Here is a 26,158-nt window from a genome sequence, read left to right as displayed (position 1 = left end):
CCGCCGCGGCGCCCGCCTCACATCCCCTGGCCGGCCCCGCCGCCCGCGCGGACCAGGCCCGTCTCGTAGGCCAGGACCACCACTTGGACGCGGTCGCGCAGGCCCAGCTTGGTCAGGATGCGGCCCACGTGGGTCTTCACCGTCGCCTCCGACAGCACCAGCCGCGCCGCGATCTCGCCGTTCGACAGGCCCTGCGCCACCAGCAGCATGACCTCGCGCTCGCGCTCGGTCAGCCGCTCGATCTCCTTGTGCTCCGGCTCCTGCGTCGTCGTCGGCAGCATCGGCGCGAAGCGGTCCAGCAGGCGCCGCGTCGTGGAGGGGGCCACCACCGCGTCCCCGCTGTGCACCGAGCGGATGGCGCCGAGCAGTTCGGCCGGCGGCACGTCCTTCAGCATGAAGCCGCTCGCGCCCGCCTTCAGGCCCGAGAAGGCGTACTCGTCCAGGTCGAAGGTGGTCAGGATGATCACCTTCGGGTGCTCCGGCGGCTCGCAGATCCGCCGGGTCGCCTCGACGCCGTCGAGCCGCGGCATGCGGACGTCCATCAGCACCACGTCGACCTTCGTGGCCCGCAGCACCTCCAGCGCCTCCAGGCCGTCACCGGCCTCGGCGACGACCTCCATGTCCGGCTGGGCGGCGAGCACCATGCGGAAGCCGGTGCGCAGCAGGACCTGGTCGTCGACCAGCATCACTCGGATGGACATCAGTTACCTCGTCCTCGTCATTTCTTCTTCAGGGGCAGCAGTGCGCTGATCCGGAAGCCGCCACCGGGCCGCGGCCCCGCCTCCAGGGTTCCGCCGACCATACCGATCCGCTCGCGCATGCCGATCAGCCCGTGTCCGGCGCCGTCCGCGCCGCCGTCCTCGTACAGCTCGTGGGCCGCGCCCCGGCCGTCGTCCTCGACGAGCAGCCCGAGCCCGTCGTCGAAATAGACCAGGCGGACGCTGGCACTCGCGTCGGGGCCGCCGTGCTTGCGGGTGTTGGTCAGGGCCTCCTGCACGATCCGGTACGCCGTCAGCTCGACGCCGCTGGGCAGCTGCCGCGGGGCGCCCTCGACCTCGAAGTCCACCGTGAGCCCGGCCGCCCGCACCTGCTCGACCAGGACCTCGATCTGCTCGACGTCGGGCTGCGGCACGTAGTCCTCGGACTCCTGCGGCTCGCCGGTGCGCAGCACGCCCAGCAGCCGGCGCATCTCGGCGAGGGCCTGGCGGCCGGTGCCGGAGATGGTCTGGAGGGCCTCCTTGGCCTGCTCGGGGGCCACGTCCATCACGTACGCGGCGCCGTCCGCCTGGACCACCATCACCGAGACGTTGTGCGCGACGACGTCGTGCAGCTCGCGGGCGATCCGGGCGCGCTCGGCGGCCACGGCCACCTTGGACTGGGCCTCGCGCTCCTTCTCCAGCCGCTGGTTGCGCTCGACCAGCTGGGCGTAATAGGCCCGCCGGGTGCGCAGGGAGTCGCCCAGCACCCAGGCCAGGACGAAGGGGACGATCATGAAGACGGCGAAGAGGACGTTGTCGACGTCGTTGGTGCCCTTGTCCACGCCGTAGCGCAGGAAGTACAGCGGCGCGGCCACCAGCCCCCAGCCCAGCGCGGTGCGCGAGACCCAGCGCGGGACCTCGCTCGCGGCGACCGTGTAGAGCATCACGAACATCGCGATGTCGTAGAAGCCCGCGACGATCCCGGCGAGCAGCTGGAGCAGGCCCGCCCCGAGGGTGAGCCAGAACATCGCCTGCGTCCACTTGCGGCGCAGGGCCAGGGCCGTGCTCAGCGCGATCACCACCGGGACGGCGGCGATCTTCAGGGGTTGGCTGATGTCGGGCTCGCCCGTGACGTTCAGCATCGAGACCCCGAAGAAGAGCACAGCCCAGAAGCTGTCGACGCCCGTCGGGTGTCTGCGGAGGAAGTCGTAGAGGCGCTGCACGTAACCCAGAGTAGGGAACGGTGATAGGTGCTGGAGTCAACCAGAGGTCCGAACCTGACACCGGGGACATACTCCCCAAGGTGGAGGGTGAGCATAGCCTTCGGTGATGAGCACTCCTGGTGAACCCGCTGCCGCGGTCCGGTGGCGCAGTGCGATGGACGCCGCGCTGTACGGGCCGGGCGGCTTCTACGTGCGCCCGGCGGGCCCCGGTCCGGCCGGCCACTTCCGTACCTCCGTGCACGCCTCCGCCCTGTACGCGCGGGCCGTGGCCCGGCTGCTGCGGTGGGTGGACGCGGAGCTCGGGCGGCCCCGCGAGCTCGACCTCGTCGACGTGGGGGCCGGGCGGGCGGAGCTGCTGTCCGGGGTGCTCGCCGCGCTGGATGCGCAGACGGCCGCGCGCGTGCGCCCGTACGCCGTGGAACGGGCCGGGCGGCCCGAGGGCCTCGACGCGCGGATCCGCTGGACCGCGGAGGTGCCCGAGGGCGTGACCGGGCTGCTCTTCGCCAACGAATGGCTGGACAACGTCCCCCTCGACGTCGCCGAGGACGGGCACTACGTCCTGGTCGCGCCGGACGGTACGGAGAGCCGCGGCGGCCCGCTGGAGGACGCCGACCGGGCCTGGCTGGAGCGGTGGTGGCCGGACGGCGGGCGCGCGGAGATCGGCCGTACGCGCGACGAGGCCTGGGCGGCGGCCGCCGGGCGCCTGGAGCGGGGTCTGGCGGTGGCGGTGGACTACGCCCACACCCGCGGGGCCCGGCCCCCGTTCGGCACCCTGACGGGCTTCCGGGGCGGCCGGGAGGTCGCGGCGGTCCCGGACGGCAGCTGCGACGTCACCGCCCACGTGGCGCTGGACGCCTGCGCCGGGCCGGGATCGGTGCTGCTGAGCCAGCGCGAGGCCCTGACCGCCCTCGGGGTCTCGGGCGCCCGGCCCCCGCTCGCCCTGGCCTCCTCCGACCCGGTGGCGTACGTACGGGCGCTGGCCTCGGCCGGTGAGGCGGCGGAGCTGACCTCCCGCTCCGGCCTGGGCGCCTTCGGCTGGCTGGTCCAGCCGGTGGGCGTGCCGCCCTGGCCGGCGGCGGACACGGGGGAGGGGCCGGACCCCGATCGGGATCCGGCCCCTCCTCACTCATGACACGCGCTACGGCCGGAGGCTACTGCGTGACCTCGTCGTGGCCCGTGTGCAGACCGCCGCCACCGCCGCTGCCGCCGGGGGTCGGCTGCGACACGACCGGCTTCGACAGCGGGGCGAGGTCCCAGGCGTAGTGGCCGACCGCGTCCGCGATGACGTCGACGTTGATGTCGAGCGCCTTCTGGTCGATGTTGGTGATGTCGTCACCCGCGCCGTGGTAGTTCACGTCGTAGGCGACACCGGCCTGGCCGCCGAACTTCGCGGCCTCCTCGGGCGTCTTGATGCCCTCGGCGCCGGTGAAGGTGCCGCCGGAGGGGATGCCGACCTCGATGAACGGGCCGTAGTCCGAGCGGCCGGAGAAGTCCGTGCCCGCGTGCGGGATCTTCTTGGAGTCGAGGAAGTCGGTGATCCCCTTCTCCAGCTGGGCGGAGCCCTCCGGGCCGGGGCCCGCTCCGACGCCGTCCGAGTCGTCGCCGTCGTAGACGAAGTACGCGGCGTTCGGCGAGCCGATCATGTCGAAGTTGAGGTAGAGCTTGATCTGCTTCTTCTGCGCGTCGGTCAGGCCGCCGACGTACGCCTCGGAGCCGAGGAGGCCGAACTCCTCCGCCGACCACCAGGCGAACTTGACCTTGTTCTTGATCTTCTTCTGCTCGCTCGCGAGCCGCTGGGCGACCTGGAGGATGCCGGCGGAGCCGGATCCGTTGTCGTTGATGCCCGGGCCGGCCGCGACCGAGTCGAGGTGGGCGCCGAGGAAGACCGTGTTGTTCTCGTCGCCGCCCTTGGTCTCGGCGATGACGTTGAAGGTCTTGCGGTTCTCCCGCAGCTCGCGGATGTCGAGGGTGAGCTCGACCGGGCCGGCGGCGGCCTCGGCGGCCAGCTTCTCGCCGTCCTCCTGGGTGATGCCGCCCGTGGGGACCTTGCCCGCGGCCGGGTCGCCGATGGTGCCGTTGAGGGCGCCCGCGGTGTTGTTGTAGATGACCGCGCCGACCGCACCGGCGGCCGCCGCGTTCTGCTGCTTGATCGCGAAGGTGCAGCCGCCGCGCTTGACCAGGGCGATCTTGCCGGTGAAGGCGCCGGCGGCGAAGTCACCGGGCTCGCAGCCGTTGGTCCCGTCCGCGTCGACCGGGGCGACGGCGACCGGGGCCGTCACACCGCCCTCGGGGGAGTTCGCCGTGTAGGTCATCAGGTGGATCGGGACGTCGCGCCCGTTCGCCCCGTTGACCGTGAGCTTCTCCTCGATGGTCTCGACGAAGACGAAGTCGAACTCGTTGCGCGTGACCGTGTAGCCGGCCGCCTTCATCACGGCCTCGACGTACTTGGCCGACTGCTCGTGGCCCTTGGACCCGGCCGCCCGGTTGCCGTTGTTGTAGTCGGCGATCGACTGCAGGACCTTGAGGTGGTTGAAGGCTCCCTTGCCGGTCGCGTCCTTGACCAGCTTCCGGGCCAGCGCGTCCGCCTTGGCGGCGTCGCTCTGCGGGCTCCCGGTGGCACCGGCCGGTCCGGCGAGCAGCAGGGGCGAGACGAGGGCCGCGGCTGCCAGGGCGGCGGTTGCTGCGGCTATACGGCGTGAGGGCATGAAGATCCTTCCACGACAGGCGAGCAGAGCTGGGCAATGCGGTGCAATGCGGTTCAGTTCGGTTCGGTGCAGGGCAGGCGTAGCTGGGCACGACGAGGCGGAGCGGGCACGGCGCGGCGGAACGCGGCAGGCCGGTCCTGGGGACGCGGTGCGCGTTACGTGGGGGAACAGTGAGCGCACGTTAGACAGCAAGTGGCCATCATGGCCAGAGTTTTCGCTGATTTCGGTTTATGAATTCCGTATATCGGTGAATCTGGGCCGGTCAAATCCAGCCATCTGCCTGCCGGTTCGCCCTGCCGGAGGGCCTACCGGAGGATGCCCTCGATGAAGTCGGAGCCGATGCGGGCGACAGCACCCAGATCCAACTGGTGCTGGGCATAACGACCTTGCCTTCGCGTATGCATCAGACCGGCCCTTTTCAGGACGGCCAGGTGCCGCGACACCTCCGGCGCGGTGATCCCGTACACGTTCGCCAGTTCGCTCGTCGTGTACGGGGCCCGGGCCAGACTCCGGCACAGCATCATCCGCATCGGGTGCGCCAGTGCCTCCATCCGCCGCTGGAGCAGCTCCACCGAGCCCGGCACGGAGGCCGGCCCGGGGGTGTCGAGCGGGTAGTGGACCACCGGCCGCCACCCCGGTGCGTGCAGCACCAGCAGATGCGGCCAGCCGAAGTCGGTCGGTACGAAGACGAGGCCGCCGCCTATTCGGGGATCGGTGGCCGTGGTGGTGCCGTGGACCATCTTGTCGGCGGTGACGGTGGTGAGGCCCTCGTCGACGCCCAGCGCCGTCGAGACGTCCTTCAGCGCGGCCGGCAGCCCCTTGCGGCGCAGCAGCTCGCCCTTGCGCCGGGCGTCCGCGCTCTGCCCGGGCTCCAGTCGCTTCCACGTCTCGGCGAAGAACGCCTCGTCGCAGTCCTCCAGGAGCCGCCGGAACCACACCCGCACGGCGGCGGTGTCGTCGAGCAGCCGCAGGGAGAAGGCCAGCTGGTGCGGGCCGCGGGCGGCGGCCGCCTCCAGCGCCCTGGCCCGGGCGCCCGCGTCCTTCAGCGGCGAGGGCCCGCCGCCCTCGTTGTAGAGCCCCATCCGGCAGTGCTCCAGGGCTGCCCCCACGAACCGCTCGTCGTCCAGCCGGTCCACCACGTCGAGCTCCTCGGCGAGCGTCGCGGCCGGCCGCCCGGACCCGCCGGGGACCCCCGCGAAGGCCATGAAGATGTCGGAGAAGGAACTGCGCCACATGAAGTCGGCCTCCAGCAGGCGGTCCGCGAGACACGGATCGAGCGAGGCGGACGTGGCGGTGGTCCAGGAGGCGAGCCGCGGATGGTGCGCGGGCTGCGACAGAGCGTGCAGGGCCATGCAGAGCTCCGCGAGCGGGGAGGGCGCGAAGGTGATCCGCTCACGGGGGAGCCCGGCGATGTCGATGGTGACGCTCATCGCCCCATTCTGTCCGTTCCCGCACGTCGGGGGCGTCCGGCCCGGGCGTCCGGCGCCCGCCGTACGGGTGGCCGCGCGGGCCCCGGCCGGGCCGCCGGACGAGTGATCACGGCCGGCGCGCGACCGCCCCCGCGGCCCTGCTCCCGGCGGCCCCGCGGGCGCTTTCCGGCAGGACGATTGACGGGGAACGTCAACCGTCGTGCGGGACGGGGCCGACGGGGTGAGGGTGGAGTCATGACAGCGATCGAGCAGTACCTCATCGACACCTACCGCGCGTCCCAGCACGGGGTCCCGATGCCCCCGCCGCCCGGGCGCGACGACGTGGCCGTCGTCCGCGCGGTCCGCTCCTACGAGCAGTTCCAGGCCGTCCTGGACGGCGGCGAGGCCCGCCACCCCTGGCGGGCCGCCCTGCGCCGGATGCTGACCCGCCCGCACCCGTGCTGAACCGTGCCTCGAGTGACCAGTGACTTCCGGACGGTGGCTGCCGATGGGTGCCAGGCCGTCCAGCGCGTGGGGCAGGTCAACGCCCGAACAGCGCTTTGACCGTGGAGGGGCCGGAGAACTCGCGGGCCAGCGCATCCATGATCACCTCATCGCAGACCTCGCCCAGCCAGTACCCGGCCTCGCGCAGTGTCCCGGCCCGCTGGAATCCGGCTCGCTCGTAGGCCGTGATCCCGGCCGTGTTGGGCGCCAATACCTTGAGCCAGACCATGCGCAGGTTGGTGATGTGGAAGGCGTAGTCCAAGGTCAGGCGAGTGGCCTCGGTGCCCAGACCCCGGCCGCGGGCCTCCTTGCTGAGCATGATCACGAACTCGGCTGTCCGTACGGCGTCGTCGGGTAGCAGGGTGGTGACGCCGACCGGCATAGGCTCTTCGCCGGCCAGGTCGTAGACCGTGAAACGTACGTTCGAGCCGCGGAGCTGGTGTGCCATGCCCTCGGCCCGCGCTTCCAGGGACTCGGGGACTTGGCGGCCGTACCCGACCAGCAGCGAAGGGTCCTGCTCCCACGCCCAGTACGTCTCGATGAGGTCGGCCCGATAGGGCCCGAGCCCGCAGGTCTCGGTGGCGATCCACAGCGTCGGTTCAAGCTGTGTCACGGTGGTCTCCGATCGTGAGGACGGGCGTGTAGGCGCTGGTCGATGCAGGTTCGGCTACGGCGATTCCGTCGGCGGTGGTGATCCACGCGTGCAGCCTTACCGGGTCCGGGGCGACACCGTGACACCAGATGACGGACCGGCGCCCCAAGGCGAGCAGGAGTACCACAGCTGCGGATTCTTCCAGGCAGGCGGTCCGGGCGGGGGAGAACCAGGCGGCGCGGCGGACGGCGCGGACGGCTGACGCCGCCTGCGCGTGTGTGGCAGGAGTCCTGGCTGTCGACGTGGCCGTGTGCATGGCCCCTGCGATTCGCCGTAGTGCAGTCTCCCGGCTTCCTGCCGCCTTGATGAGGGAGACGGCAGCGAGGGAAGCGGCAGCGGCAGGTCGCCACATTCCGCGCGGCGCGGTGAGGCCGGCGGGGTGCTCGGCGCTGCCCCAGCTCGCCTTGGACGCGGTACTGGGACCGAGGTCGGCAGGGATCAGGCAGTGGACGCGCCCGGTGTCGTAGTCGATGACCACCTGGACGTGTCCGAAGTCCACGGACCTTTCCATCACGCCACCTTCCTGTGGGTGGGCAGGATCCACTCGGGTTCGGGTGATCTGGCGATGGCGCACAGCCAGGCGTCGGCCGTCAGCGCCTGCTCGATCGTCGCGAGAGGCATCGGCACCCCGGCGGCGGCCTGGCGGACCTGCTCACGGAAGCGCCGACCGTCGATCAGGTCGAGCGCGGCCAGGTTCGTGCCTGCACCGTCGAGGAGTTCGGGAAGCGCCGCGCGCAGCCCGTTGTAGTGATCGGCCTCGAACGACCCCTTTGTCGTCCTGGCCGTGAGGGCGGGAGGCAGGACGTCCGCGAAAGCCCTGGTCAGCAGTGGCTTGTAGGCGTACAGCGGTGGGCGTTGAGTGAGTGGAGTCCGCAGTACCGCGTCCACCACGAACGAGTCGAGGAACGGGTTGTGCAGGTCGATCCCGCAGGTGCGGGCCAGCTCGGCGTCGGCCGCCGCGGTGCGTGCCACTTCCCTGATCTCGTCCACGAGCGTGCGTACCGAGGCGTCCAGACCTGGCAGGGGGTCAGGAGCGGCAGCGTATTCCTCGACGGTCCGGTTGAGGAGCCGCACGGCAGGAGGGAGGGCCCACCGAGGCGATGGGAAGGTGGAGAACCATTCGATGTTTCCTCGGTTCCGACGCTCCCTGTCACCGCTGTTCAGGGCTGCGGCAAGTCCGGACAGAGCCTGTTCCCGCGTGGTGGCGGCCATACGGGCGGCGTCGCGCAGCAGAGGGGCGACAGGGGTGTGGCGCAGTCGGGCCCATCCCGTTGCCTCTCGTAGCGCCTGGCCGTAGTGGTGCTCACGGACGAGGTCCGCAAGGCGGGCGGGGGGTTGGAAGAGGACGCTGTCCCCGCCGTCGCCGGTCAGGTGGGTGCGTGTTCCGAGCGCGGTGTGCATCCAACGGAGTTGGGCTCGCAGACGTGCCTGCGTGATCGTGGAGGGGGCTGGTTCGTCCGTCACGGGGACGTCCGCGAGACCGGTGTACGGACGGTGCTCGTCGCCGAGTGCGAGGAGCTGGTGGCGGATGCGGCCTTGGGACGCTTCGGCGGCGAGGCGTGCGTAGTGGAGGTCTGCGCCGTCCAGGATGTCCTGGGGGTGGATGGTGACGCCGTTGATCGGGTTGAGCATCGCCCGGGAGGCGAGGACGGAGAGTGTGGTGGAGTCCAGCCCGCCCGAGAGGTCGCTGGACAGTGCCGGGTCGGCCTGTACGCGGAGCCTTACCGACGCGGTCAGGGCGTTGCGCAGACGCAGGGCCGGAGGCGGACCGGTGAAAGGGTCGGGACGCCATACGGTGCTGCATGTGGAGGGGCCGCCGTTCGCGGGGAGTGCGACACGGCTACCGGGAGGGAGCTGGCGGACGTCGGTGAAGAAGCAGCGGTCGCCGGCCAGCATCGGCAGGGACGGAGCGAGCACGGCACACGCCAGACGCTTCGTGTCGATGTCTTTGCCCGCCAGCGCGGCGAGGTGGCGGGCTGACGTGGACCAGGCCCACGTGCGACCCCAGATGACCGCGTAGAGGGGCATTGCGGCGGCTGGATCGGTGTGGAGTACCAAGCCCTGCTCCGTCTCCTCCAGGACCGCGTAGGCCCCCGGCCACTGCCAGGCCACCCCAGGGGGTAAGGGCCGGTGCGTGAGATCCTGCACCGCCTCACCGGCTGCTCCGCACGGACCGATGATGTGGACGCGTCTGCCGGGGCGCAGCGCGGTGCGCACAGGCATCCCACCGATTCGCCACAGGGACGATGAAGGCGTGACAGCCTCTGCGCCGAGCGGGTGCGGGAGGCCGGGGCGGGTGGTGCTGAATCCTCCGACGGGCATGGGGTCCTCCGGGTCTGGAGAGGCGAACGCGGCCCCGGACCGAAGGCCGGAACCGCGCTCGACGGGTGAATGTCAGGAGTTGTAGGCCCGCCGCTTGTCCTCGCTGTTGCCGCCGCCCTGGCCCGCGGTCAGGTCGGCGGCGTCGCCCAGGTCGACGGCGGTCGCCGTCTCTTCAGCCGTTTCGGTGGTGTTGTTCGCCTCATGGCCGGCGCTCATGGTGGTGCTCCTCTCGGTCGGGTTCGAGTGGTACGTGACGGCACCTGGCATCGCTCGTGCCGACGTGATCCGATGCGCCGCCTCCGCCCGTTCACACCATGGCCTTCGCCGTACGAACCGATCCACTGCCGCGTCCTATAGGGCCGCCCTATATTGCGGGCATGGAGCCGAACCTGGACGTGTGGGCACACCCTGGTTTGCGTGCTGCTGTGGCGGTGGGGGACTGGTCGGCGGTGCTGCGGACGTGGCGGACGTTGACCTGCAACAGCCAGAGCAAGCTCGGCGCGCTGGTGGGCCTGGCCCAACCAGATGTCTCGGCGATTGAGAACCGGCGTCGAGCGGTGACGTCGGTCGAGGTGCGCCAGAGGATCCTTGAAGGACTGCGCGTGCCGACCGAGCTGCTCGGTGGTGTGGTCGAGGAGTTGCCCATGCCCTCGCTCGTACTGCCCGGAGTCATCTCCGAGACGGCGTTCGACCGGCTGATGCGCATCAAACAGGGCCGACTCCGTCTGGACGCAGCCTCGCTGGATTCCCTGGAAGGCTTACTGGCAGCGCATCGCAGGGCGGAGGACACGCTCGGCTCGCGCGCGATGTTCGGCGTGGTGGCCGCGCAATTCCAGCAGGTGGCAGGACTCTACGGTCAGGCCTGTGGTCCGCTGGCAGACCGTCTGGTGAAGGTGATGGCCGAGTACGCGCAGTTCCTCGCTTGGATGGCTCAGGATCAGGACAACGCCCCGGTGGCGCTGGGCTGGTTCGACCGCTCCTACGACTGGGCGCTGGAGTCGGGCTATGGAGACATGGCGGCAACCACGATGAGCATGAAGGCTCATTTGGCGTGGTCCGGAGGAAACGGGCTGCGCTGCGTGCGGCTCGGCGAGGCGGCTGCTTCGACGGCCGGCGCGAGCGAGGCGACCAGGGCCATGGCGGTGCAGATGGCCGGACGAGGGCACGCCCTGGTGGGCGAGGGCGACGAGGCGTACCGCAGGCTCGATGAGGCTCAACGGATCATTGCGGCTGCCACCGATGCTCCGCCGTGGCTCTACTTCTACGGTGAGTCCTGGTTCTCGGCTCAGAGGGGCATGGCCGACCTGCACCTGAGCCGGTGGCGCAGCGCGGTGGAGAACTTGTCGAGGGGCCTCGCCGGGCTCGATCCCACATACCGCCGTGACCGGGCCTGGTACGGCGCTTGTCTGGCACACGCCCACGCCGGCTTCGGTGAGGCCGAAGCAGCGCTGACGACGGCGCTTGCGGCAGTGCCCGATGCCGCGGAGCTGGGGCGGCCGCATGCTTGGGGTGAATTGCACACCGTGGCAGGCCTGTTGCTGCGGCGCGGTGCCCCCGAAGGGCGGGCCTTGTTCGACGCGCTGGCCGTCCTGGACTAGCTAGCCCGTTTTGATCGTCTGGAGGAAGGCCGACCAAGCGGGTCGGGAGACGGTCAGGTACGGGTCGCCGGAGGCGGGGCTGCCGGATACGTTCACGGCTTCGTCGGGGCCGGCTGTCGCTACGTGCACGCAGGCCTCGCCAGTGCCGCAGTAGGACGACTTCTGCCAGCTGGTCTCGGACATGAGGTCTTCCCTTCACAGGGTTCGCAGGATGCTGTGGATGAACTGGCCGCTCTCCTCGCGGCCGAGGGCCATGGCCTCCATGCGGCCGAGGAGGAGCCGGTATCCCTCCAGCCGAGCCTCGGCGTCCACCAATGCCGGACCGTGTGACTGGTCCAAGTGGACCGTGTCGAGCTGTGGCACGGAACCGTGTGCGTAGTAGATCGACTGGCCGGCACCGGGGAATGATCCTGCGTCGAAGGGGATCACCAGGATGCGGACCTGGCTTCGTAGCCCCATCTCCATGAGGTGGGCGAGCTGCCCCTTGACGACGGCGCGTCCGCCGAACTGCATGCGCAGGGCCGCTTCGTGGATGATCGCGGTGTAGGGAGTGGGGTCGCTCCGGTAGAGCACGTCCTGCCGCTTGATCCGGTGCGACACCCGGTGTTCGACCTCGGGCGGGGTCAGCTCCGGTACTACCTGTCGGAAGACTTCCCGCGCGTGGTCCGCTGTCTGCAAGAGGCCTGGGACATGAGCCGTGTAGGCGGCGCGCAGCGCCAACGCGTGGTGCTCAAGTTCGGCCAAGTCGAGGAGGCTGGGAGGCAGGACCTCCCGGTATTGCTCCCACCATCCGTTCGTGCGGTCGGCTGCCATTGCGGCCAGCGCTTCCCCGAGCTGAGGGTCGCAGACCGAGTAGACGCGTGCCATGGCACGGACCCGGTCAGGGCTCACTCCGAACCTGGCCGTCTCCACATTGCTCAGCTGGCCCGAGCTGGTGCCGATCGCAGCCGCGGCCTCGGTTGCCGTCATGCCGGCCCGCTCGCGGAGTTTGCGCAGTTCAGCCGCCAGCCGGGCACGCCGGGCCGTCGGGACGGGGCGAGCGACCACGTTTCACTCCTCACTCACACGAGGGAATTGGGCATCGAAGACCTTGGATTCGCGCAAAGAATCTTTGGCTGCCCCTAATCTGGGACCCAGGCCACCTCATCCGGAAGTACCCCGTTCGACGGAGCGGCAAGGTCACCGGGCAGCAAGCGCAACGCGACCAACACCCCTCCGTGATCGGAGACTTCCATGCCTGCCACCGTATCTCCGTCGTGGGCCTACAGCCTGCAACTCCCACAAGATCCCCGCGCCCCCGGCCTCGCCCGCCAGACCCTGCGCTCCGTGCTCCGCACCCACGCGATGGGCGAACTCGTCGATACGGCCGAGCTGTTGGCCGGGGAGCTGATGGCCAATGCCTACCTCTACTCCGACGGCCCGTACACACTCCGGCTCCGGGCCATGGGGTCCACTCGGCTGCGTGTCAGCGTCTGGGACAGCAATCCGCACATCCCTGCGCCCTTCGGAACGGACGCTCCCGTCGCGGCACCGCAGCCGGGCGCCGAGCGGGGCCGCGGTCTGCTCCTCGTACGGGCGTACGCCGCCAACTGGGGCGGCTATCCGCTCGGCGGGACGGGGCTGTACGGGGATGCCGGAGGGAAGCTGCTGTGGGTCGAAGTCCGCGCCTGACGGCACCGGGACCGCACCCACGGGGTACGGTCCCAGTCCCGGCAGCGTCACTCGAAGTTCGGCACGTTGCGCTGGTACACCAGCCGCAGCCCGATCAGCGTCAGCCAGGGCTCGTGGTCGTCGATCACCGACGACTCGCCCAGCACCATCGGGGCCAGACCGCCGGTCGCGATGACCCGGACGTCGTCCGGATCGCCGTTCGGCCCGGCCAGCTCCTTGGCCATCCGGGCCACGACCCCGTCGACCTGACCCGCGAAACCGTAGATCACGCCCGACTGCATCGCCTCGACCGTGGACTTGCCGATCACGTGGCGCGGCCGGGCCAGCTCGATCTTGCGCAGCTGGGCGCCCCGTACGCCGAGCGCGTCCATCGAGATCTCGATGCCCGGGGAGATCACCCCGCCCACGTACTCGCCCTTCGCGGACACCGCGTCGAAGGTGGTCGCCGTACCGAGGTCCACCACGATCGCCGGGCCCCCGTACAGCTCGACCACCGCGACCGCGTTCACGATGCGGTCCGCGCCGACCTCCTTGGGGTTGTCCATGAGGATCGGGACACCCGTCTTGGTGCCGGGCTCCACGATCACTGCGGGCACGTCGCCGTAGTAGCGGCGGGTCACCTCGCGGAGCTCGTGCAGGACCGACGGCACCGCCGAGCAGATCGCGATGCCGTGGATCCCGTCGCCGAGCTCGCTGCCGAGCATCGGGTGCGTGCCCATCAGCCCCTGCATCAGCACGGCCATCTCGTCGGCCGTGCGCTGCGGGTCGGTCGAGATGCGCCAGTGCTCGACGATCTCGTCACCGTCGAACAGGCCCAGGACCGTGTGGGTGTTGCCTACGTCGATGGTGAGCAGCACGGGTTACACCGCCTCGCGCAGATCGAGACCGATGTCCAGGATCGGCGAGGAGTGGGTCAGCCCGCCGACCGCGAGGTAGTCCACCCCGGTCTCCGCGTACGCCCGGGCGGTGTCCAGCGTCAGCCGGCCCGAGGACTCCAGCACGGCGCGGCCGGCCACCAGCGTGACGGCCTCCTCGGTCTCGGGAACCGTGAAGTTGTCCAGCAGGATCAGGTCGGCGCCCGCGTCCAGGACCTCGCGGACCTGGTGCATCGTGTCGACCTCGACCTCGATCGGGACCTCCGGGAACGCCTCGCGCACCGCGGTGAAGGCCTGCGCGACGCCGCCCGCCGCCACCACGTGGTTGTCCTTCACCAGCGCCGCGTCCGACAGGGACATGCGGTGGTTGACGCCGCCGCCGCAGCGGACCGCGTACTTCTCCAGCGAACGCAGGCCCGGCGTGGTCTTGCGGGTGTCGCGCACCTTGGCCTTCGTGCCCTCCAGGACGTCGGCCCAGCGGCGGGTGGCCGTCGCGATGCCGGAGAGCCGGCACAGGATGTTCAGGGCGCTGCGCTCGGCCGTCAGCAGGTCGCGGGTACGGGCGCGGACCGACAGCAGCACCTCGCCGGCCTTGACGCTGTCGCCGTCCTCCGCGTGCCGCTCCACCTCGAAGGCCTCCGTGCACACCACGGAGAACACCGCCTCGGCGATGCGCAGGCCCGCCACGACGCCGTCCTCGCGGGCGACGAAGTCGGCGACGGCCTCGGCGTCCTCGGGGACCGTGGCCACGGTGGTGACGTCCACGCCGCCGTCGAGGTCCTCGGAGAGCGCCATGTGGGCGATGTCCTCGACCTCGATCGGGTCCAGGCCCGCGTCCGCGAGCAGCTCGGCGAGCGCCGGGTCGAGGCCGCTCTCCTCGCCGTCGCCGCAGGCGCAGTCGTCGCCGCAGCCGCCGTCGTTCTGGTCGATGAGGGGAAGTTCGGGGGTGCTCACGGTCACTGCTCCAGGCTCGGGGTGCTCAGGGGGTGGACGGACGGGAAGTCCGCGGAGTCGGTCGGTACGACGACCAGGGCCCGCTTCTCGGTGGCCGAGAGCCGGACCACGAGGTGGCGGCGCCACCGGGCATCGTCCCGGTCCGGGTGGTCCTCGCGCCAGTGGCAGCCGCGGGTCTCCTCGCGCCGCCACGCGGCGGCGACCAGGACCCGCGCCACGCACAGCAGGTTCGTGGCCTCCCAGGTGTCCACACCGGGTTCGGCGGTCTTGCCGTGCGCTTCGAGGTCGTTCAGGGCGGTGGCGTACAGCCCTTCGAGGGCCTCGGCCGCCTCCTCCAGCGACCGGGCGGAGCGGAGCACGCCCGCGCCCGCCGTCATGATCCGCTGGACCTCGTACCGGGCACCGGCGGGCTGCAGCGGGCCGGTCGAGGGGACCGGGACGCCGGGACCGCCCCCACCGGGCTCCCGCGCGGTGATGTCCTCCGCGATCCGCTCGGCGAAGACCAGCCCCTCCAGCAGCGAGTTGGAGGCGAGCCGGTTCGCGCCGTGCACGCCCGTGCACGCGACCTCGCCGCAGGCGTACAGGCCGGGGACCGTCGTGCGGCCGTGCAGGTCGGTCCGCACGCCGCCGGAGGCGTAGTGCGCGGCGGGCGCCACCGGGATGGGCTGCGTCACCGGGTCGATGCCGTGCGAGCGGCAGGCCGCCAGGATCGTCGGGAAGCGCTGCTCCCACATCTCGGCGCCGAAGTGCCGGGCGTCCAGGTACATGTGCTGCGCGCCCTGCTCCTGCATGCGGCGCATGATGCCCTTGGCGACGATGTCGCGCGGGGCCAGCTCGGCGAGCTCGTGCTGGCCCGTCATGAAGCGCACGCCGTCCGCGTCGACGAGGTACGCGCCCTCGCCGCGTACGGCCTCCGACACCAGCGGCTGCTGGCCCTCGGCGTCCGGCCCGAGGAACAGCACCGTCGGGTGGAACTGCACGAACTCCAGGTCGGAGACCTCCGCCCCGGCGCGCAGCGCGAGCGCCACGCCGTCGCCGGTGGACACCGACGGGTTGGTCGTGGCGGAGAAGACCTGGCCCATGCCGCCGGTCGCGAGGATCACGGCGGGGGCGTGGACGGCGCCGACGCCGTCGTGCTGCCCCTCGCCCATGACGTGCAGGGTGACTCCGGCCGTCCGGCCCCGCGCGTCCTGCAGGAGGTCCAGGACGAGCGCGTTCTCCACGGTCTCGATGCCCGCGGCGTGCACGGCCTCGACCAGCGCCCGCGAGATCTCGGCGCCGGTGGCGTCGCCGCCCGCGTGCGCGATCCGCCGGCGGTGGTGGCCGCCCTCCCGGGTCAGCTCTATCTCCCCGGTCTCGGCCGACGTGTCGAAGACCGCGCCGGTGTCGATGAGCCGCCGCACCGCGTCCGGGCCCTCGGTGACGAGCAGCCGTACGGCCTCCTCGTCGCACAGGCCGGCGCCCGCGACCAGGGTGTCGTCGAGGTGCTGCTCGGGGCTGTCGCCCTCGCCGAGCGCCGCGGCGATGCCGCCCTGCGCCCAGCGGGTGGAGCCGTCGTCGAGCCGGGCCTTGGTGACCACGACGGTACGGCGGCCCGCGGCCGCGCAGCGCAGCGCGGCGGTCAGGCCCGCCACACCGGAGCCGACGACCACGACGTCGGCGTCGAGGGACCAGCCGGGCGCCGGCGCGTGCAGCCGTATGCCGGTGCTGCCGGCCGGGCCTCTGCCAGGGGTGCTCACGAGTGTGCTCCGAATTCCAATGGGATGTTGTCGATCAGCCGGGTCGTGCCCACCTTCGCGGCGACGGCCAGCACGGCCTGCCCGGTGAAGTCCGGACCGGCCTCGGTGAAGTCCTTCGGGTCCACCAGCGCCAGGTAGTCCAGGACGAGCGGCGGCTCCGAACGGGCCGCGTCCGCCAGTACGTGGCCGGCCGCGGCCCGGACCGCGTCCGGCAGGCCCGCGCAGGCCGCCGAGACGGCGTGCGCGTCGGCCGAGGCGCGGATCTCGCCCAGCCTGGCCAGCGCGGTGGCCCGCTCGTCGGTGGCCGGTGCGGCCTCGGCGCGGGCCCGCAGCGCAGCCTGCGCGGCGAGCCGGTCGCGGCCGGCGAACAGGGCGCGCGACAGCGCGAGCGCGGTCTGCCGGTCCGCGGGGGACAGGTAGCGGTTGCGGGACGACAGGGCCAGGCCGTCCTCCTCGCGAACGGTCGGCACGCCGACCACCTCGACGGGGAAGTTCAGGTCCGTCACCATCCGCCGGATCAGGGCCAGTTGCTGCGCGTCCTTCTGGCCGAAGAGGGCCAGGTCGGGGCGGGTCAGGTGGAGCAGCTTGGCGACGACGGTCAGCATCCCGTCGAAGTGGCCCGGCCGGGTGGCCCCTTCGAGGCGCTCGCCCATCGGGCCGGCGCTGACGCGCACCTGGGGGTCCCCGCCCGGGTAGACCTCGTCCACGGCGGGGGCGAACACCGCGTCGGCGCCCGCCCCTTCGGCGATCGAGAGGTCCGCGTCGAGGGTGCGGGGGTAGCGGTCGAGGTCCTCGCCCGCCCCGAACTGCAGCGGGTTGACGAAGACGGTGACGACGACCTGCCCCTCGGGCCCGGCCTGTTCGCGGGCGCTGCGGATCAAGGTGGCGTGGCCCTCGTGGAGGGCGCCCATGGTCATCACCACGGCCCGCCGTCCGGTGCGCGGCAGCTTGTGCAGCTCATCGGCGGTGTGCAGCAGCAGCTCGGTCACTGATCGCCCCCGTCAGGGTCCGTGTCGGCGAGTACGCCGAGCAGGTCCTCGGCGAGTTCGGGCTTGAGCAGACCGTGCGCGAGGGCCCGGTCGGCGGTGGTGCGGGCCATGGCCAGGTACCCGGCCACCGTGCCCGGCGCGTGCCGGCGCAGCTCCGAGACGTGCGCGGCGACCGTCCCCGCGTCCCCGCGGGCCACCGGCCCGGTCAGGGCCGCGTCCCCGGAGCGCAGGGCGTTGTCGAGGGCCGCGCCGAGCAGCGGGCCGAGCATTCGGTCGGGGTGCGCCACTCCGGCCTTGCGCAGCAGCTCCAGCGACTGGGCGACCAGCGTGACCAGGTGGTTCGCACCGAGGGCGAGGGCCGCGTGGTAGAGCGCGCGGTTCTCCTCCGCGATCCATTCCGGCTCCCCGCCCATCTCGATGACCAGGGCCTCGGCGGCCAGCCGCAGCTCGTCGGGGGCGGTGACGCCGAAGGAGCATCCGGCCAGCCGCTGCACGTCGACCTCGGTGCCGGTGAAGGTCATCGCGGGGTGCAGGGCCAGTGGCAGGGCGCCCGCGCGGCGCGCCGGGTCGAGCACGGCCGTCCCGTACCGGCCCGAGGTGTGCACGAGGAGCTGACCGGGCCGGACCGCCCCGGTCTCCGCGAGCCCCTCCACGAGCGCCGGCAGCGCGTCGTCGGGGACGGTCAGCAGGACCAGGTCGGACAGTTCCAGCACCTGCGCGGGCGGCACCAGCGGCACGTCGGGCAGCATCCGCGCGGCGCGGCGCACGGAGGTCTCGGAGACGCCCGAGACGGCGACGGGACGGTGTCCCGCCTGCTGGAGCGCACGGGCCAGCGCCGGGCCGACCCGGCCCGCCCCGACGACGCCGACGGCGAGCCGGGCAGGGCGTGGCTGCTGTGATGGATTCACGCGGGGAATGCCTTCCGTTCCAGTCCGCGGGGGTACCGGACGATACGCCGCCATGCTAGCCCGTGGGGCTCTTGGCCGGTCGGTGGCGAGGGGCGAGGATCAGGGGTCATGAGCGACAGCGACGACGAAACGCAGCGCACGGCCCGGCTCGTGGCGGCCTGGCGGGCGGCGGACAGGACCCTGACCCGCAGTCCGCGCGAGGCCACGGTGGGTGAGGCCCTGGCCCGGCTCGCCGAGGGCCCGTACGACTACGACATGGACGCGCCGGGCGACATCTACGGCGACGGGGTCGTCGCGGAGCTGGAGCGGCGGGTCGCGGAGCTGCTGGGGACGCAGGACGCCGCGTTCTTCCCCAGCGGCACGATGGCGCAGCAGGTCGCCCTGCGCTGCTGGGCCGGCCGGACCGGGAACCCGGTCGTGGCCCTGCACCCGATGAGCCACCCGGAGATGTGGGAGGGCGAGGCCCTGTCGGCGGTCTCCGGGCTGTGGGTCGTCCACCCGACGACCGCGGCGCGCCAGATGACCGCGGAGGAGGTCGGGGACGTCGCGGAGCCGTTCGGCACGCTGATGCTGGAGCTGCCGCTGCGCGAGGCCGGGTTCGTGCTGCCCACCTGGGAGGAGCTGCGGGCGCTGGTGGATGCGGGCCGGGAGCGGGAGGCGGCGATCCACTTCGACGGCGCCCGGCTGTGGGAGTCCACCGTCCACTTCGGCCGCCCGCTGCCGGAGATCGCCGGGCTCGCCGACTCCGTCTACGTCTCGTTCTACAAGTCGCTCGGCGGCCTGAGCGGGGCGGCACTGGCCGGGCCGCGGGAGTTCGTGGAGGAAACCAGGGTCTGGCGCCACCGCTACGGGGGCCAGATCTTCCGCCAGTTCCCGCAGGCCCTGGCCGCGCTGGCCGGACTGGAGCGGGAGCTGCCGCGGCTGCCCTCGTACGTGGCCCAGGCGCGGACGGTGGCCGGGGCGCTGCGCGAGGCCCTCGCGAAGTCCGGCGTCCCGTGGTCGCGCGTCCACCCCGTGGAACCGCACACGCACCAGTTCCAGGTGTGGCTGCCGTACGAGCCGGACCGGCTGACGGACGCGGGCCTGCGGCAGGCCGAGGAGACGGGCACGGTGCTGTTCCGCCGCTGGTCGGCCGGGGGGCCGGGCCTCGCGGTGACCGAGGTGGACGTCACGGAGCCGGGCCTGTCCTGGACGGAGTCCGACGTCCACGAGGCGGTCTCGGCCTTCGTGGCCCGTATCTGACGGCGCCCGGGCGGGGCCGGAAACGACCCCGCCCGGGCCTCCCGCGCCGCCGGCGCCCGGCCGCGCCCGCAGCCCTCCGTAGGGCTGCCGGCCTGCGCGGGAGGGGACCCGGCCCGTACCACCCGCACCCCCGCGGGGCAGCGGCGAAACGCCGAATTGCGTGAAAGTCGCCGGTGAGGGCCGGCCACGGAGTTACCGTCCTTTGACCGCAATTACCGGCCACCGTGCCCGGAGGAGACACCATGACCGCTCAGCCCGCGTGGCGGAAGTCCTCGTTCTGCGGTGACGGCGACGCCTGCGTCTACGTCGCCGTCACCCCCGGAGCCCTCGTCAAGGTCGCCGACCGGGTCGACCCCGCGCACCTGGTCCTCGCCACGACCCAGGCCGCCTGGACGGACTTCCTGCGCGCGGTCAAGGAGACCGGCTGAGGGCGTGCCGACGCCCGGCCGCGCCGCGCCGCAGCGGCCCCTCCTGAGGGGATTTTGTCCGATTAGCGCGTATCTTCGGCCCCATGCCCACGCCCAACGGATCCCGCGGCGGCATGGCGTTCAGCGCTGCTGAGCTGCACGTGCTCAGGCGTTCGCTCGCCCACGCCCTTCAGTCCTCCCCGGCCCCCCTGGCGGCCGAGGAGGTCCAGGACTGCCTGCGCCTCGCGCAGTCGGTGGACGAAGCGGTCCGGGAGGCGGGCCGGCTCAGAGCCTTCCTCCTGGACGATCTGGCCCGCTACCGCGGCGCCCTGCCCGGCAGCCTCTCCGGCTACCTGGAACTGCTCCGCCAGGCCCTCGCATCCGGATACGAGCCGACCCCCGACGACCTCGCCGCCCTGCGCGCGCTGCGGGCCAACCCGGCCGCCGCCGCGCTGCTGGAGCGGGCCCGGTCCGTCGCGGAGCGCTCCGTACGGCGGCGCCTGAGCACGACCCCCGCGCCCCGCACCCGCCTGCTGACCCTGGCGGGCGGCCGGGAGGAGCCGCCGCGGCCGGCGCCCGCGCCCAAGGAGCGCCCGCGCCCCGAACGGCCGGTCCCGACCCCCGGAGAGGTCTTCCCGCCGCGCCGCAAGCCCACCCCGCCCCCGGCGTCCGGGCTCGCCGTCATGTGAGTGCGCCCGGCGGGTCCGGGGGGCGCGGGAGCGCGGGGCGGCACGCACCCCTCACCCACCCGGACCGGCCCGGGCGCGGGTGGCTACGCTGGGGGCATGGACTACGTCTCCGCGCTCGTGCCCCCCTTCGTGATGGCCGCGTTCTTCATCGCCCTCGTCGTGACGATCGTGAAGAGCCAGGGCGGCTCCAACAAGTCCAAGGAGGACGCGGCGGTCGACGCCGTGATCGCCCGGGCAGAAGCCACCCGCCAGCAGCAGAGCTAGAGCGCGGACCCTCCGCGCGGGCGCCCGGCCGTACCGGCCGTGCGCCCCGATTTTGTCGCGCGTTGCCGAGTGAATAGTCGGGCAATTCCGCACAACCCGCACTATCGTGCTGGTGTGCCTCGCCCCTTGGGAGAACTCGAAGACGCCGTCATGACGCGGGTGTGGCAGTGGAACCGCCCGGTCACCGTTCGGGAAGTCCTGGAAGACCTCCAGCAGGAACGGTCCATCGCGTACACCACGGTCATGACCGTTATGGACAATCTCCATCAGAAGGGCTGGGTCCGCCGGGAAGCCGAAGGCCGCGCCTATCGATATACGGCGGTCTCCACCCGCGCCGCCTACTCGGCCGCACTGATGAACGAAGCCTGGTCGACGAGCGACAACCCCGCCGCCGCTCTCGTCGCCTTCTTCGGCATGATGTCCGCGGAACAGCGCGAAGCCCTCCGGGACGCCGTCCGCGTCGTCCAGTACGACGGCGAGTCCGCCCCCGAAGCCGCGGCGGAACCCCGCGCGGAAGCCCCCGCAGAACCTTCCCCGGAACGCCCCGCCGAACCCCCTGCCGAACCTCCCGCGGAACAGGCCGCGCCGCCGGAAGCCGAAGGCGAGTCCGCCGGGCCCCCGAGTCCGCCGGGGCGATAGCGTCCGCAGCCATGGGAGAGTTTTCCACTGCACACGCAGAAACAGTGACGATCCGCCGTGCCCGCACCCGCGATGTTCCCGCGCTGCGCCGCCTCCTCGACCAGTACGTGCAGCAGCGGATCCTGCTCGACAAAGCACCGGTCGTCCTTTACGAGGACATCCAGGAGTTCTGGGTCGCGGAACGCGACTCGGATGCACAGGTGGTGGGCTGCGGTGCACTCCACGTGATGTGGGAAGACCTCGCCGAAGTGCGGACTCTCGCCGTCGACCGCGACCTGAAGGGCGCCGGCGTCGGCCATCAGGTGCTCCAGCAGTTGTTGAGCACCGCCCGCACGCTCGGGGTGAGCCGGGTTTTCTGCCTCACCTTCGAAGTCGAGTTCTTCGCGAAGCACGGCTTCGTCGAGATCGGCGAGACCCCGGTCGACACCGATGTCTACATGGAGCTCTTGCGTTCCTATGACGAGGGCGTCGCCGAGTTCCTCGGTCTCGAACGAGTGAAGCCGAACACCTTGGGCAACAGTCGGATGCTTCTGCACCTCTGATCGATGGCCTCAGCTTTTCCGGCGCTCCGTGCACCTGTGGCCTATGTCCGAATCGCGCACGTTTCCCGCCTCGTTGCGGTCCTGAACCTCTCCCGGGGGGTTTGTGTTTTCCAGGCAAAAGCGGTTTCCTTTCCGCGTACTGCTTTTCGATGAAAGGAAATCCCGGTGGCACAGAAGGTTCAGGTCCTTCTTGTCGACGACCTCGACGGCGGCGAGGCGGACGAGACGGTGACGTTCGCTCTGGATGGCAAGACCTACGAGATCGACCTCACCACCGCCAACGCTGAAAAGCTCCGCGGTCTGCTCGACCCGTACACCAAGGGCGGCCGCCGCACCGGTGGCCGTGCCACCGCCGCCCGCGCCAAGGGCCGCGCCTCCGCCGCGACCGGCAACCCGGACACGGCCGAGATCCGCGCCTGGGCCAAGGAGAACGGTTACAACGTGAACGACCGCGGCCGCGTCCCGGCCGAGATCCGCGAGGCCTACGAGAAGGCCAAGGGCTGATCGACCCCGTTCGTACGCCGTCCCAGGCGCGCCCGGTGGCATTCCGTCGCCGCCGCCGCGACCAGGCGTACGAGATCGGGCCCGCGAGCGGGCCCGGCGGCCCGCCCGGGACCGGGCAGGGCCGGCAGCAGCGCCTCACACCCCTGCTCGGGGGGTCGCAGCCACACGGCGGCCCCCCGGGGGCTTTCTCCCGGGGGCGGCCCCGGAGGAGCCGGGGCGGTGATCCGCCCGCCCGCACCCAGGGCGGTCAGATCCAGGGCGACCCCGCCCCACTCCAGCCAGTCGAGCAGCCCGTCGAGCTCCTCTGCGCTCCCCGGGGCGACCAGGAACCGCATCCGGCGCCCCATCAGGGCCACCGGACCGGTGGCGACCGGCCGGCGCAACAGCGCCGTCCCCGCGTCCGACGGCAGCTCCAGGACGTCGAAGCCGATGCCGGTCACGAGCTGCGCCGGCGGCCCGCCGGTGACGGTCCAGCCGAGCACCCTCCCGTACCAGGCGGCGTACGCGTCCCCCTCGGGCGCGACGCGGGGCGGCGGGACGGTCGGCAGGACGGTTGCGGCCATGCCCGGAGCAACTGCAGAAACGCTTCGGGGTTACGGTAGAGGTGACGTTCCGCGCCCGCAGGTGTGCGGAACGTAAACGTCCGCGGTGGTGGAGTCCCACATTCGAGACGGAACTCTGTTCGCCCTCAGCGGAGGGAACCGGCGTCACCGGCATGGAGTGTCAGCCCTTACGGGTAAGACATTCCTAGTGGATCGGGGCGACACGCTGTTTTGACCGGCTTCCGTTCGCCATCGGCGTACACGCATGACGGGTATCTGCCTGGCCTGCGGGAACATCGTCTCGCACCATCGAGTTGGAGCAGTTGTCGGCTCTTCAAGCCGGTTTTCCCGCTGATGCAGGGGTGAGCCGTGGACGGATGTCGGCAGTTGGAATGAGCTGTCCCGCCCCACGGGACTAGCATGCGGAAGGACAGGGCGGGGACCGACCCCGAACTGCCCGACCGCTCTGAGGAGCGATAAACGATGTTCGAGAGGTTCACCGACCGCGCGCGGCGGGTTGTCGTCCTGGCTCAGGAAGAAGCCCGGATGCTCAACCACAACTACATCGGCACCGAGCACATCCTCCTGGGCTTGATCCACGAGGGTGAGGGTGTCGCCGCTAAGGCCCTGGAGAGCCTCGGGATTTCGCTCGAGGCCGTTCGCCAGCAGGTTGAGGAGATCATCGGTCAGGGTCAGCAGGCCCCGTCCGGCCACATCCCCTTCACCCCGCGGGCGAAGAAGGTCCTGGAGCTTTCGCTCCGAGAGGCCCTCCAGCTCGGCCACAACTACATCGGCACCGAGCACATCCTGCTCGGCCTGATCCGCGAGGGCGAGGGCGTCGCAGCCCAGGTCCTCGTGAAGCTGGGCGCCGATCTCAACCGGGTCCGGCAGCAGGTCATCCAGCTGCTCTCCGGCTACACCGGCGGGGGCAAGGAGTCGGCCACGGCCGGCGGCCCGGCCGAGGGCACGCCCTCGACCTCGCTCGTCCTGGACCAGTTCGGCCGCAACCTCACCCAGGCTGCCCGCGAATCCAAGCTCGACCCGGTCATCGGGCGCGAGAAGGAGATCGAGCGGGTCATGCAGGTGCTGTCCCGCCGCACCAAGAACAACCCGGTCCTCATCGGCGAGCCCGGCGTCGGCAAGACGGCCGTCGTCGAGGGCCTGGCGCAGGCGATCGTCAAGGGCGAGGTCCCCGAGACCCTCAAGGACAAGCACCTCTACACGCTTGACCTCGGTGCCCTGGTCGCCGGTTCCCGCTACCGCGGTGACTTCGAGGAGCGCCTGAAGAAGGTGCTCAAGGAGATCCGCACCCGCGGCGACATCATCCTGTTCATCGACGAGCTCCACACCCTCGTGGGTGCGGGTGCCGCCGAGGGCGCGATCGACGCCGCGAGCATCCTCAAGCCGATGCTGGCCCGTGGTGAGCTCCAGACCATCGGTGCCACGACGCTCGACGAGTACCGCAAGCACCTCGAGAAGGACGCGGCCCTCGAGCGCCGCTTCCAGCCGATCCAGGTGGCGGAGCCTTCCCTCCCCCACACGATCGAGATCCTCAAGGGCCTGCGCGACCGCTACGAGGCCCACCACCGCGTCTCCATCACGGACGAGGCCCTCGTCCAGGCGGCGACGCTGGCGGACCGCTACATCTCGGACCGCTTCCTCCCGGACAAGGCGATCGACCTGATCGACGAGGCCGGCTCCCGGATGCGCATCCGCCGGATGACCGCGCCGCCGGACCTCCGCGAGTTCGACGAGAAGATCGCGGGCGTGCGCCGCGACAAGGAGTCGGCCATCGACTCCCAGGACTTCGAGAAGGCGGCTTCTCTCCGCGACAAGGAGAAGCAGCTGCTGGCGGCGAAGACCAAGCGCGAGAAGGAATGGAAGGCCGGCGACATGGACGTCGTCGCCGAGGTCGACGGCGAGCTCATCGCCGAGGTCCTCGCGACCGCGACCGGCATTCCCGTCTTCAAGCTCACCGAGGAGGAGTCCTCGCGACTGCTCCGCATGGAGGACGAGCTCCACCGTCGGGTCATCGGCCAGAAGGACGCCATCAAGGCGCTCTCCCAGGCGATCCGCCGTACCCGTGCGGGTCTGAAGGACCCGAAGCGCCCGGGTGGCTCGTTCATCTTCGCCGGCCCGTCCGGTGTCGGTAAGACCGAGCTCTCCAAGACGCTCGCCGAATTCCTCTTCGGCGACGAGGACGCGCTGATCTCCCTCGACATGTCGGAGTTCAGCGAGAAGCACACGGTTTCCCGCCTCTTCGGTTCGCCCCCCGGTTACGTGGGCTACGAAGAGGGCGGCCAGCTCACCGAGAAGGTGCGCCGGAAGCCGTTCTCCGTCGTCCTCTTCGACGAGGTCGAGAAGGCCCACCCGGATATCTTCAATTCCCTTCTCCAGATCCTGGAGGACGGTCGCCTGACCGACTCCCAGGGCCGGGTCGTGGACTTCAAGAACACGGTCATCATCATGACGACCAACCTGGGTACCCGGGACATCTCGAAGGGCTTCAACCTGGGCTTCGCGGCACAGGGCGACACGAAGACCGGCTACGAGCGGATGAAGGCGAAGGTCAACGAAGAGCTCAAGCAGCACTTCCGGCCCGAGTTCCTCAACCGTGTCGACGACACGGTCGTCTTCCACCAGCTCACCGAGGAAGACATCATCCAGATCGTCGACCTGATGATCGCGAAGGTCGACGAGCGCCTGAAGGACCGCGACATGGGCATCGAGCTGAGCGGCGACGCCAAGCTCCTGCTCGCCAAGCGCGGCTACGACCCGATCCTGGGTGCCCGGCCGCTGCGCCGGACCATCCAGCGCGAGATCGAGGACGTGCTGTCGGAGAAGATCCTCTTCGGCGAGCTGCGCCCCGGTCACATCGTGGTCGTCGGCAAGGAGGGTGAGGGCGAGGAAGCCAAGTTCACCTTCCGCGGCGAGGAGAAGTCGGCCCTGCCCGACCTCCCCCCGATCGAAGCCACGGGCTCCGGCCCGGACCTGTCGAAGGGCGCGTAACGCGTAGGTGCCCCCGGGCACCGCAAAGGGGCGGCCCCGGAACCGTGAGGTTCCGGGGCCGCCCCTTTTTCCG

Annotated in this window: 28 protein-coding genes; 12 read left to right on the top strand and 16 right to left on the bottom strand. The window is 71.3% G+C overall.

Annotated elements, in window-relative coordinates; genetic code table 11:
* Positions 1-17: 17 nt before the first annotated feature.
* A complete protein-coding gene (locus AB0O53_RS04335; RefSeq protein ID WP_350989793.1) occupies positions 18-701 on the bottom strand; it encodes a response regulator transcription factor in 684 nt (227 codons plus the stop codon).
* 17 nt (positions 702-718) lie between these two features.
* Entirely contained in the window at positions 719-1,921 is a 1,203-nt protein-coding gene (locus tag AB0O53_RS04330; protein ID WP_365193189.1) for a sensor histidine kinase, read from the bottom strand.
* A gap of 106 nt (positions 1,922-2,027) precedes the next feature.
* Between AB0O53_RS04330 and AB0O53_RS04325 the strand changes: the two genes are divergently transcribed.
* Entirely contained in the window at positions 2,028-3,053 is a 1,026-nt protein-coding gene (locus tag AB0O53_RS04325; protein ID WP_350989789.1) for an SAM-dependent methyltransferase, read from the top strand.
* A gap of 19 nt (positions 3,054-3,072) precedes the next feature.
* Here AB0O53_RS04325 and AB0O53_RS04320 read toward each other — a convergent pair whose 3' ends face one another.
* Positions 3,073-4,626, bottom strand: coding sequence for a M28 family metallopeptidase (locus AB0O53_RS04320; RefSeq protein ID WP_350989787.1), 1,554 nt, complete (start codon positions 4,624-4,626; stop codon positions 3,073-3,075).
* 305 nt (positions 4,627-4,931) lie between these two features.
* Positions 4,932-6,056, bottom strand: a complete 1,125-nt coding sequence (locus tag AB0O53_RS04315) for a DUF5937 family protein (RefSeq protein WP_365193187.1) — start codon at positions 6,054-6,056, stop codon at positions 4,932-4,934.
* A 234-nt stretch (positions 6,057-6,290) separates the two neighbouring features.
* On the opposite strand from AB0O53_RS04315, the gene AB0O53_RS04310 reads away from it, so the two are divergent.
* Positions 6,291-6,500 carry a hypothetical protein gene (locus tag AB0O53_RS04310; RefSeq protein WP_365193185.1) on the top strand — a complete coding sequence of 70 codons (210 nt, stop codon included), beginning with the start codon at positions 6,291-6,293 and terminating at the stop codon, positions 6,498-6,500.
* Positions 6,501-6,576: 76 nt separating this feature from the next.
* Here the strand turns inward: AB0O53_RS04310 and AB0O53_RS04305 are convergent, their stop codons facing one another.
* The 4 genes from AB0O53_RS04305 to AB0O53_RS04290 form a co-directional block, all read right to left on the bottom strand.
* The gene (locus AB0O53_RS04305; protein WP_403136779.1) at positions 6,577-7,152 is read right to left on the bottom strand and encodes a GNAT family N-acetyltransferase; all 576 of its coding nucleotides are present in this window, start codon (positions 7,150-7,152) and stop codon (positions 6,577-6,579) included.
* Positions 7,139-7,543 carry a lasso peptide biosynthesis B2 protein gene (locus tag AB0O53_RS04300; RefSeq protein WP_365193678.1) on the bottom strand — a complete coding sequence of 135 codons (405 nt, stop codon included), beginning with the start codon at positions 7,541-7,543 and terminating at the stop codon, positions 7,139-7,141. Before AB0O53_RS04300 ends, AB0O53_RS04305 begins: the two co-directional genes overlap by 14 nt.
* Positions 7,544-7,701: 158 nt before the next feature.
* Positions 7,702-9,513 (bottom strand): albusnodin/ikarugamycin family macrolactam cyclase, encoded by a 1,812-nt coding sequence (locus AB0O53_RS04295; RefSeq protein WP_365193183.1) that lies wholly within the window; start codon positions 9,511-9,513, stop codon positions 7,702-7,704.
* A gap of 72 nt (positions 9,514-9,585) precedes the next feature.
* Complete coding sequence (locus tag AB0O53_RS04290) at positions 9,586-9,729, bottom strand: albusnodin family lasso peptide (RefSeq protein ID WP_365193181.1); 144 nt, start codon at positions 9,727-9,729, stop codon at positions 9,586-9,588.
* A 161-nt stretch (positions 9,730-9,890) separates the two neighbouring features.
* On the opposite strand from AB0O53_RS04290, the gene AB0O53_RS04285 reads away from it, so the two are divergent.
* Positions 9,891-11,111, top strand: coding sequence for a helix-turn-helix domain-containing protein (locus tag AB0O53_RS04285; protein ID WP_365193179.1), 1,221 nt, complete (start codon positions 9,891-9,893; stop codon positions 11,109-11,111).
* On the opposite strand, the gene AB0O53_RS04280 is transcribed toward AB0O53_RS04285, so the two are convergent.
* Both AB0O53_RS04280 and AB0O53_RS04275 read right to left on the bottom strand, forming a co-directional pair.
* Positions 11,112-11,294 (bottom strand): DUF397 domain-containing protein, encoded by a 183-nt coding sequence (locus AB0O53_RS04280; protein WP_365193177.1) that lies wholly within the window; start codon positions 11,292-11,294, stop codon positions 11,112-11,114.
* Positions 11,295-11,306: 12 nt separating this feature from the next.
* Positions 11,307-12,158: a helix-turn-helix domain-containing protein gene (locus tag AB0O53_RS04275; protein WP_365193176.1), complete on the bottom strand. Its 852-nt coding sequence runs from the start codon at positions 12,156-12,158 to the stop codon at positions 11,307-11,309.
* 186 nt (positions 12,159-12,344) lie between these two features.
* Here AB0O53_RS04275 and AB0O53_RS04270 point away from each other — a divergent pair, with 186 nt between their 5' ends.
* Positions 12,345-12,782: an ATP-binding protein gene (locus AB0O53_RS04270; RefSeq protein WP_365193174.1), complete on the top strand. Its 438-nt coding sequence runs from the start codon at positions 12,345-12,347 to the stop codon at positions 12,780-12,782.
* 47 nt (positions 12,783-12,829) lie between these two features.
* Here AB0O53_RS04270 and AB0O53_RS04265 read toward each other — a convergent pair whose 3' ends face one another.
* Genes AB0O53_RS04265 through AB0O53_RS04245 form a run of 5 tightly spaced genes read right to left on the bottom strand, consistent with a single transcriptional unit; the run spans position 12,830 to position 18,301 of the window.
* Entirely contained in the window at positions 12,830-13,639 is an 810-nt protein-coding gene (locus AB0O53_RS04265) for a type III pantothenate kinase (RefSeq protein WP_350989781.1), read from the bottom strand.
* Positions 13,640-13,642: 3 nt separating this feature from the next.
* Positions 13,643-14,611 (bottom strand): carboxylating nicotinate-nucleotide diphosphorylase, encoded by a 969-nt coding sequence (nadC, locus tag AB0O53_RS04260; RefSeq protein WP_365193172.1) that lies wholly within the window; start codon positions 14,609-14,611, stop codon positions 13,643-13,645.
* Between the two features lie 2 nt (positions 14,612-14,613).
* Positions 14,614-16,350 (bottom strand): L-aspartate oxidase, encoded by a 1,737-nt coding sequence (locus AB0O53_RS04255; RefSeq protein ID WP_350989779.1) that lies wholly within the window; start codon positions 16,348-16,350, stop codon positions 14,614-14,616.
* Complete coding sequence (gene panC, locus AB0O53_RS04250) at positions 16,347-17,339, bottom strand: pantoate--beta-alanine ligase (protein WP_350989777.1); 993 nt, start codon at positions 17,337-17,339, stop codon at positions 16,347-16,349. The genes AB0O53_RS04255 and panC overlap by 4 nt, the downstream gene beginning before the upstream one ends.
* Positions 17,336-18,301: a Rossmann-like and DUF2520 domain-containing protein gene (locus AB0O53_RS04245; RefSeq protein ID WP_365193170.1), complete on the bottom strand. Its 966-nt coding sequence runs from the start codon at positions 18,299-18,301 to the stop codon at positions 17,336-17,338. The genes panC and AB0O53_RS04245 overlap by 4 nt, the downstream gene beginning before the upstream one ends.
* A gap of 54 nt (positions 18,302-18,355) precedes the next feature.
* Here AB0O53_RS04245 and AB0O53_RS04240 point away from each other — a divergent pair, with 54 nt between their 5' ends.
* From AB0O53_RS04240 to AB0O53_RS04210, 7 genes are all read left to right on the top strand, one after another.
* Positions 18,356-19,489, top strand: coding sequence for a threonine aldolase family protein (locus AB0O53_RS04240; protein ID WP_365193168.1), 1,134 nt, complete (start codon positions 18,356-18,358; stop codon positions 19,487-19,489).
* 242 nt (positions 19,490-19,731) lie between these two features.
* Positions 19,732-19,917 (top strand): DUF397 domain-containing protein, encoded by a 186-nt coding sequence (locus AB0O53_RS04235; protein ID WP_030961774.1) that lies wholly within the window; start codon positions 19,732-19,734, stop codon positions 19,915-19,917.
* Positions 19,918-20,000: 83 nt separating this feature from the next.
* Positions 20,001-20,585 carry a hypothetical protein gene (locus AB0O53_RS04230; protein WP_350989773.1) on the top strand — a complete coding sequence of 195 codons (585 nt, stop codon included), beginning with the start codon at positions 20,001-20,003 and terminating at the stop codon, positions 20,583-20,585.
* 96 nt (positions 20,586-20,681) lie between these two features.
* The gene (locus AB0O53_RS04225) at positions 20,682-20,849 is read left to right on the top strand and encodes a hypothetical protein (RefSeq protein ID WP_350989771.1); all 168 of its coding nucleotides are present in this window, start codon (positions 20,682-20,684) and stop codon (positions 20,847-20,849) included.
* A gap of 114 nt (positions 20,850-20,963) precedes the next feature.
* Complete coding sequence (locus tag AB0O53_RS04220; protein WP_350989769.1) at positions 20,964-21,488, top strand: BlaI/MecI/CopY family transcriptional regulator; 525 nt, start codon at positions 20,964-20,966, stop codon at positions 21,486-21,488.
* A gap of 11 nt (positions 21,489-21,499) precedes the next feature.
* Entirely contained in the window at positions 21,500-22,030 is a 531-nt protein-coding gene (locus tag AB0O53_RS04215; protein ID WP_350989767.1) for an amino-acid N-acetyltransferase, read from the top strand.
* A 165-nt stretch (positions 22,031-22,195) separates the two neighbouring features.
* Entirely contained in the window at positions 22,196-22,534 is a 339-nt protein-coding gene (locus AB0O53_RS04210) for a histone-like nucleoid-structuring protein Lsr2 (protein ID WP_037921217.1), read from the top strand.
* Here the strand turns inward: AB0O53_RS04210 and AB0O53_RS04205 are convergent.
* Positions 22,513-23,097, bottom strand: coding sequence for an SCO3374 family protein (locus AB0O53_RS04205; protein ID WP_365193165.1), 585 nt, complete (start codon positions 23,095-23,097; stop codon positions 22,513-22,515). The genes AB0O53_RS04210 and AB0O53_RS04205 overlap by 22 nt on opposite strands.
* Positions 23,098-23,559: 462 nt before the next feature.
* Between AB0O53_RS04205 and AB0O53_RS04200 the strand changes: the two genes are divergently transcribed.
* A complete protein-coding gene (locus tag AB0O53_RS04200; protein ID WP_350989765.1) occupies positions 23,560-26,085 on the top strand; it encodes an ATP-dependent Clp protease ATP-binding subunit in 2,526 nt (841 codons plus the stop codon).
* The last annotated feature ends 73 nt before the right edge of the window (positions 26,086-26,158 follow it).

It is taken from the genome of Streptomyces erythrochromogenes, from assembly GCF_040684695.1.
Taxonomy (GTDB): Bacteria; Actinomycetota; Actinomycetes; order Streptomycetales; family Streptomycetaceae; genus Streptomyces; species Streptomyces erythrochromogenes_C.
Note: the sequence above shows the minus strand (reverse complement) of the source record. Positions and strands in the feature narration are given on the sequence as shown.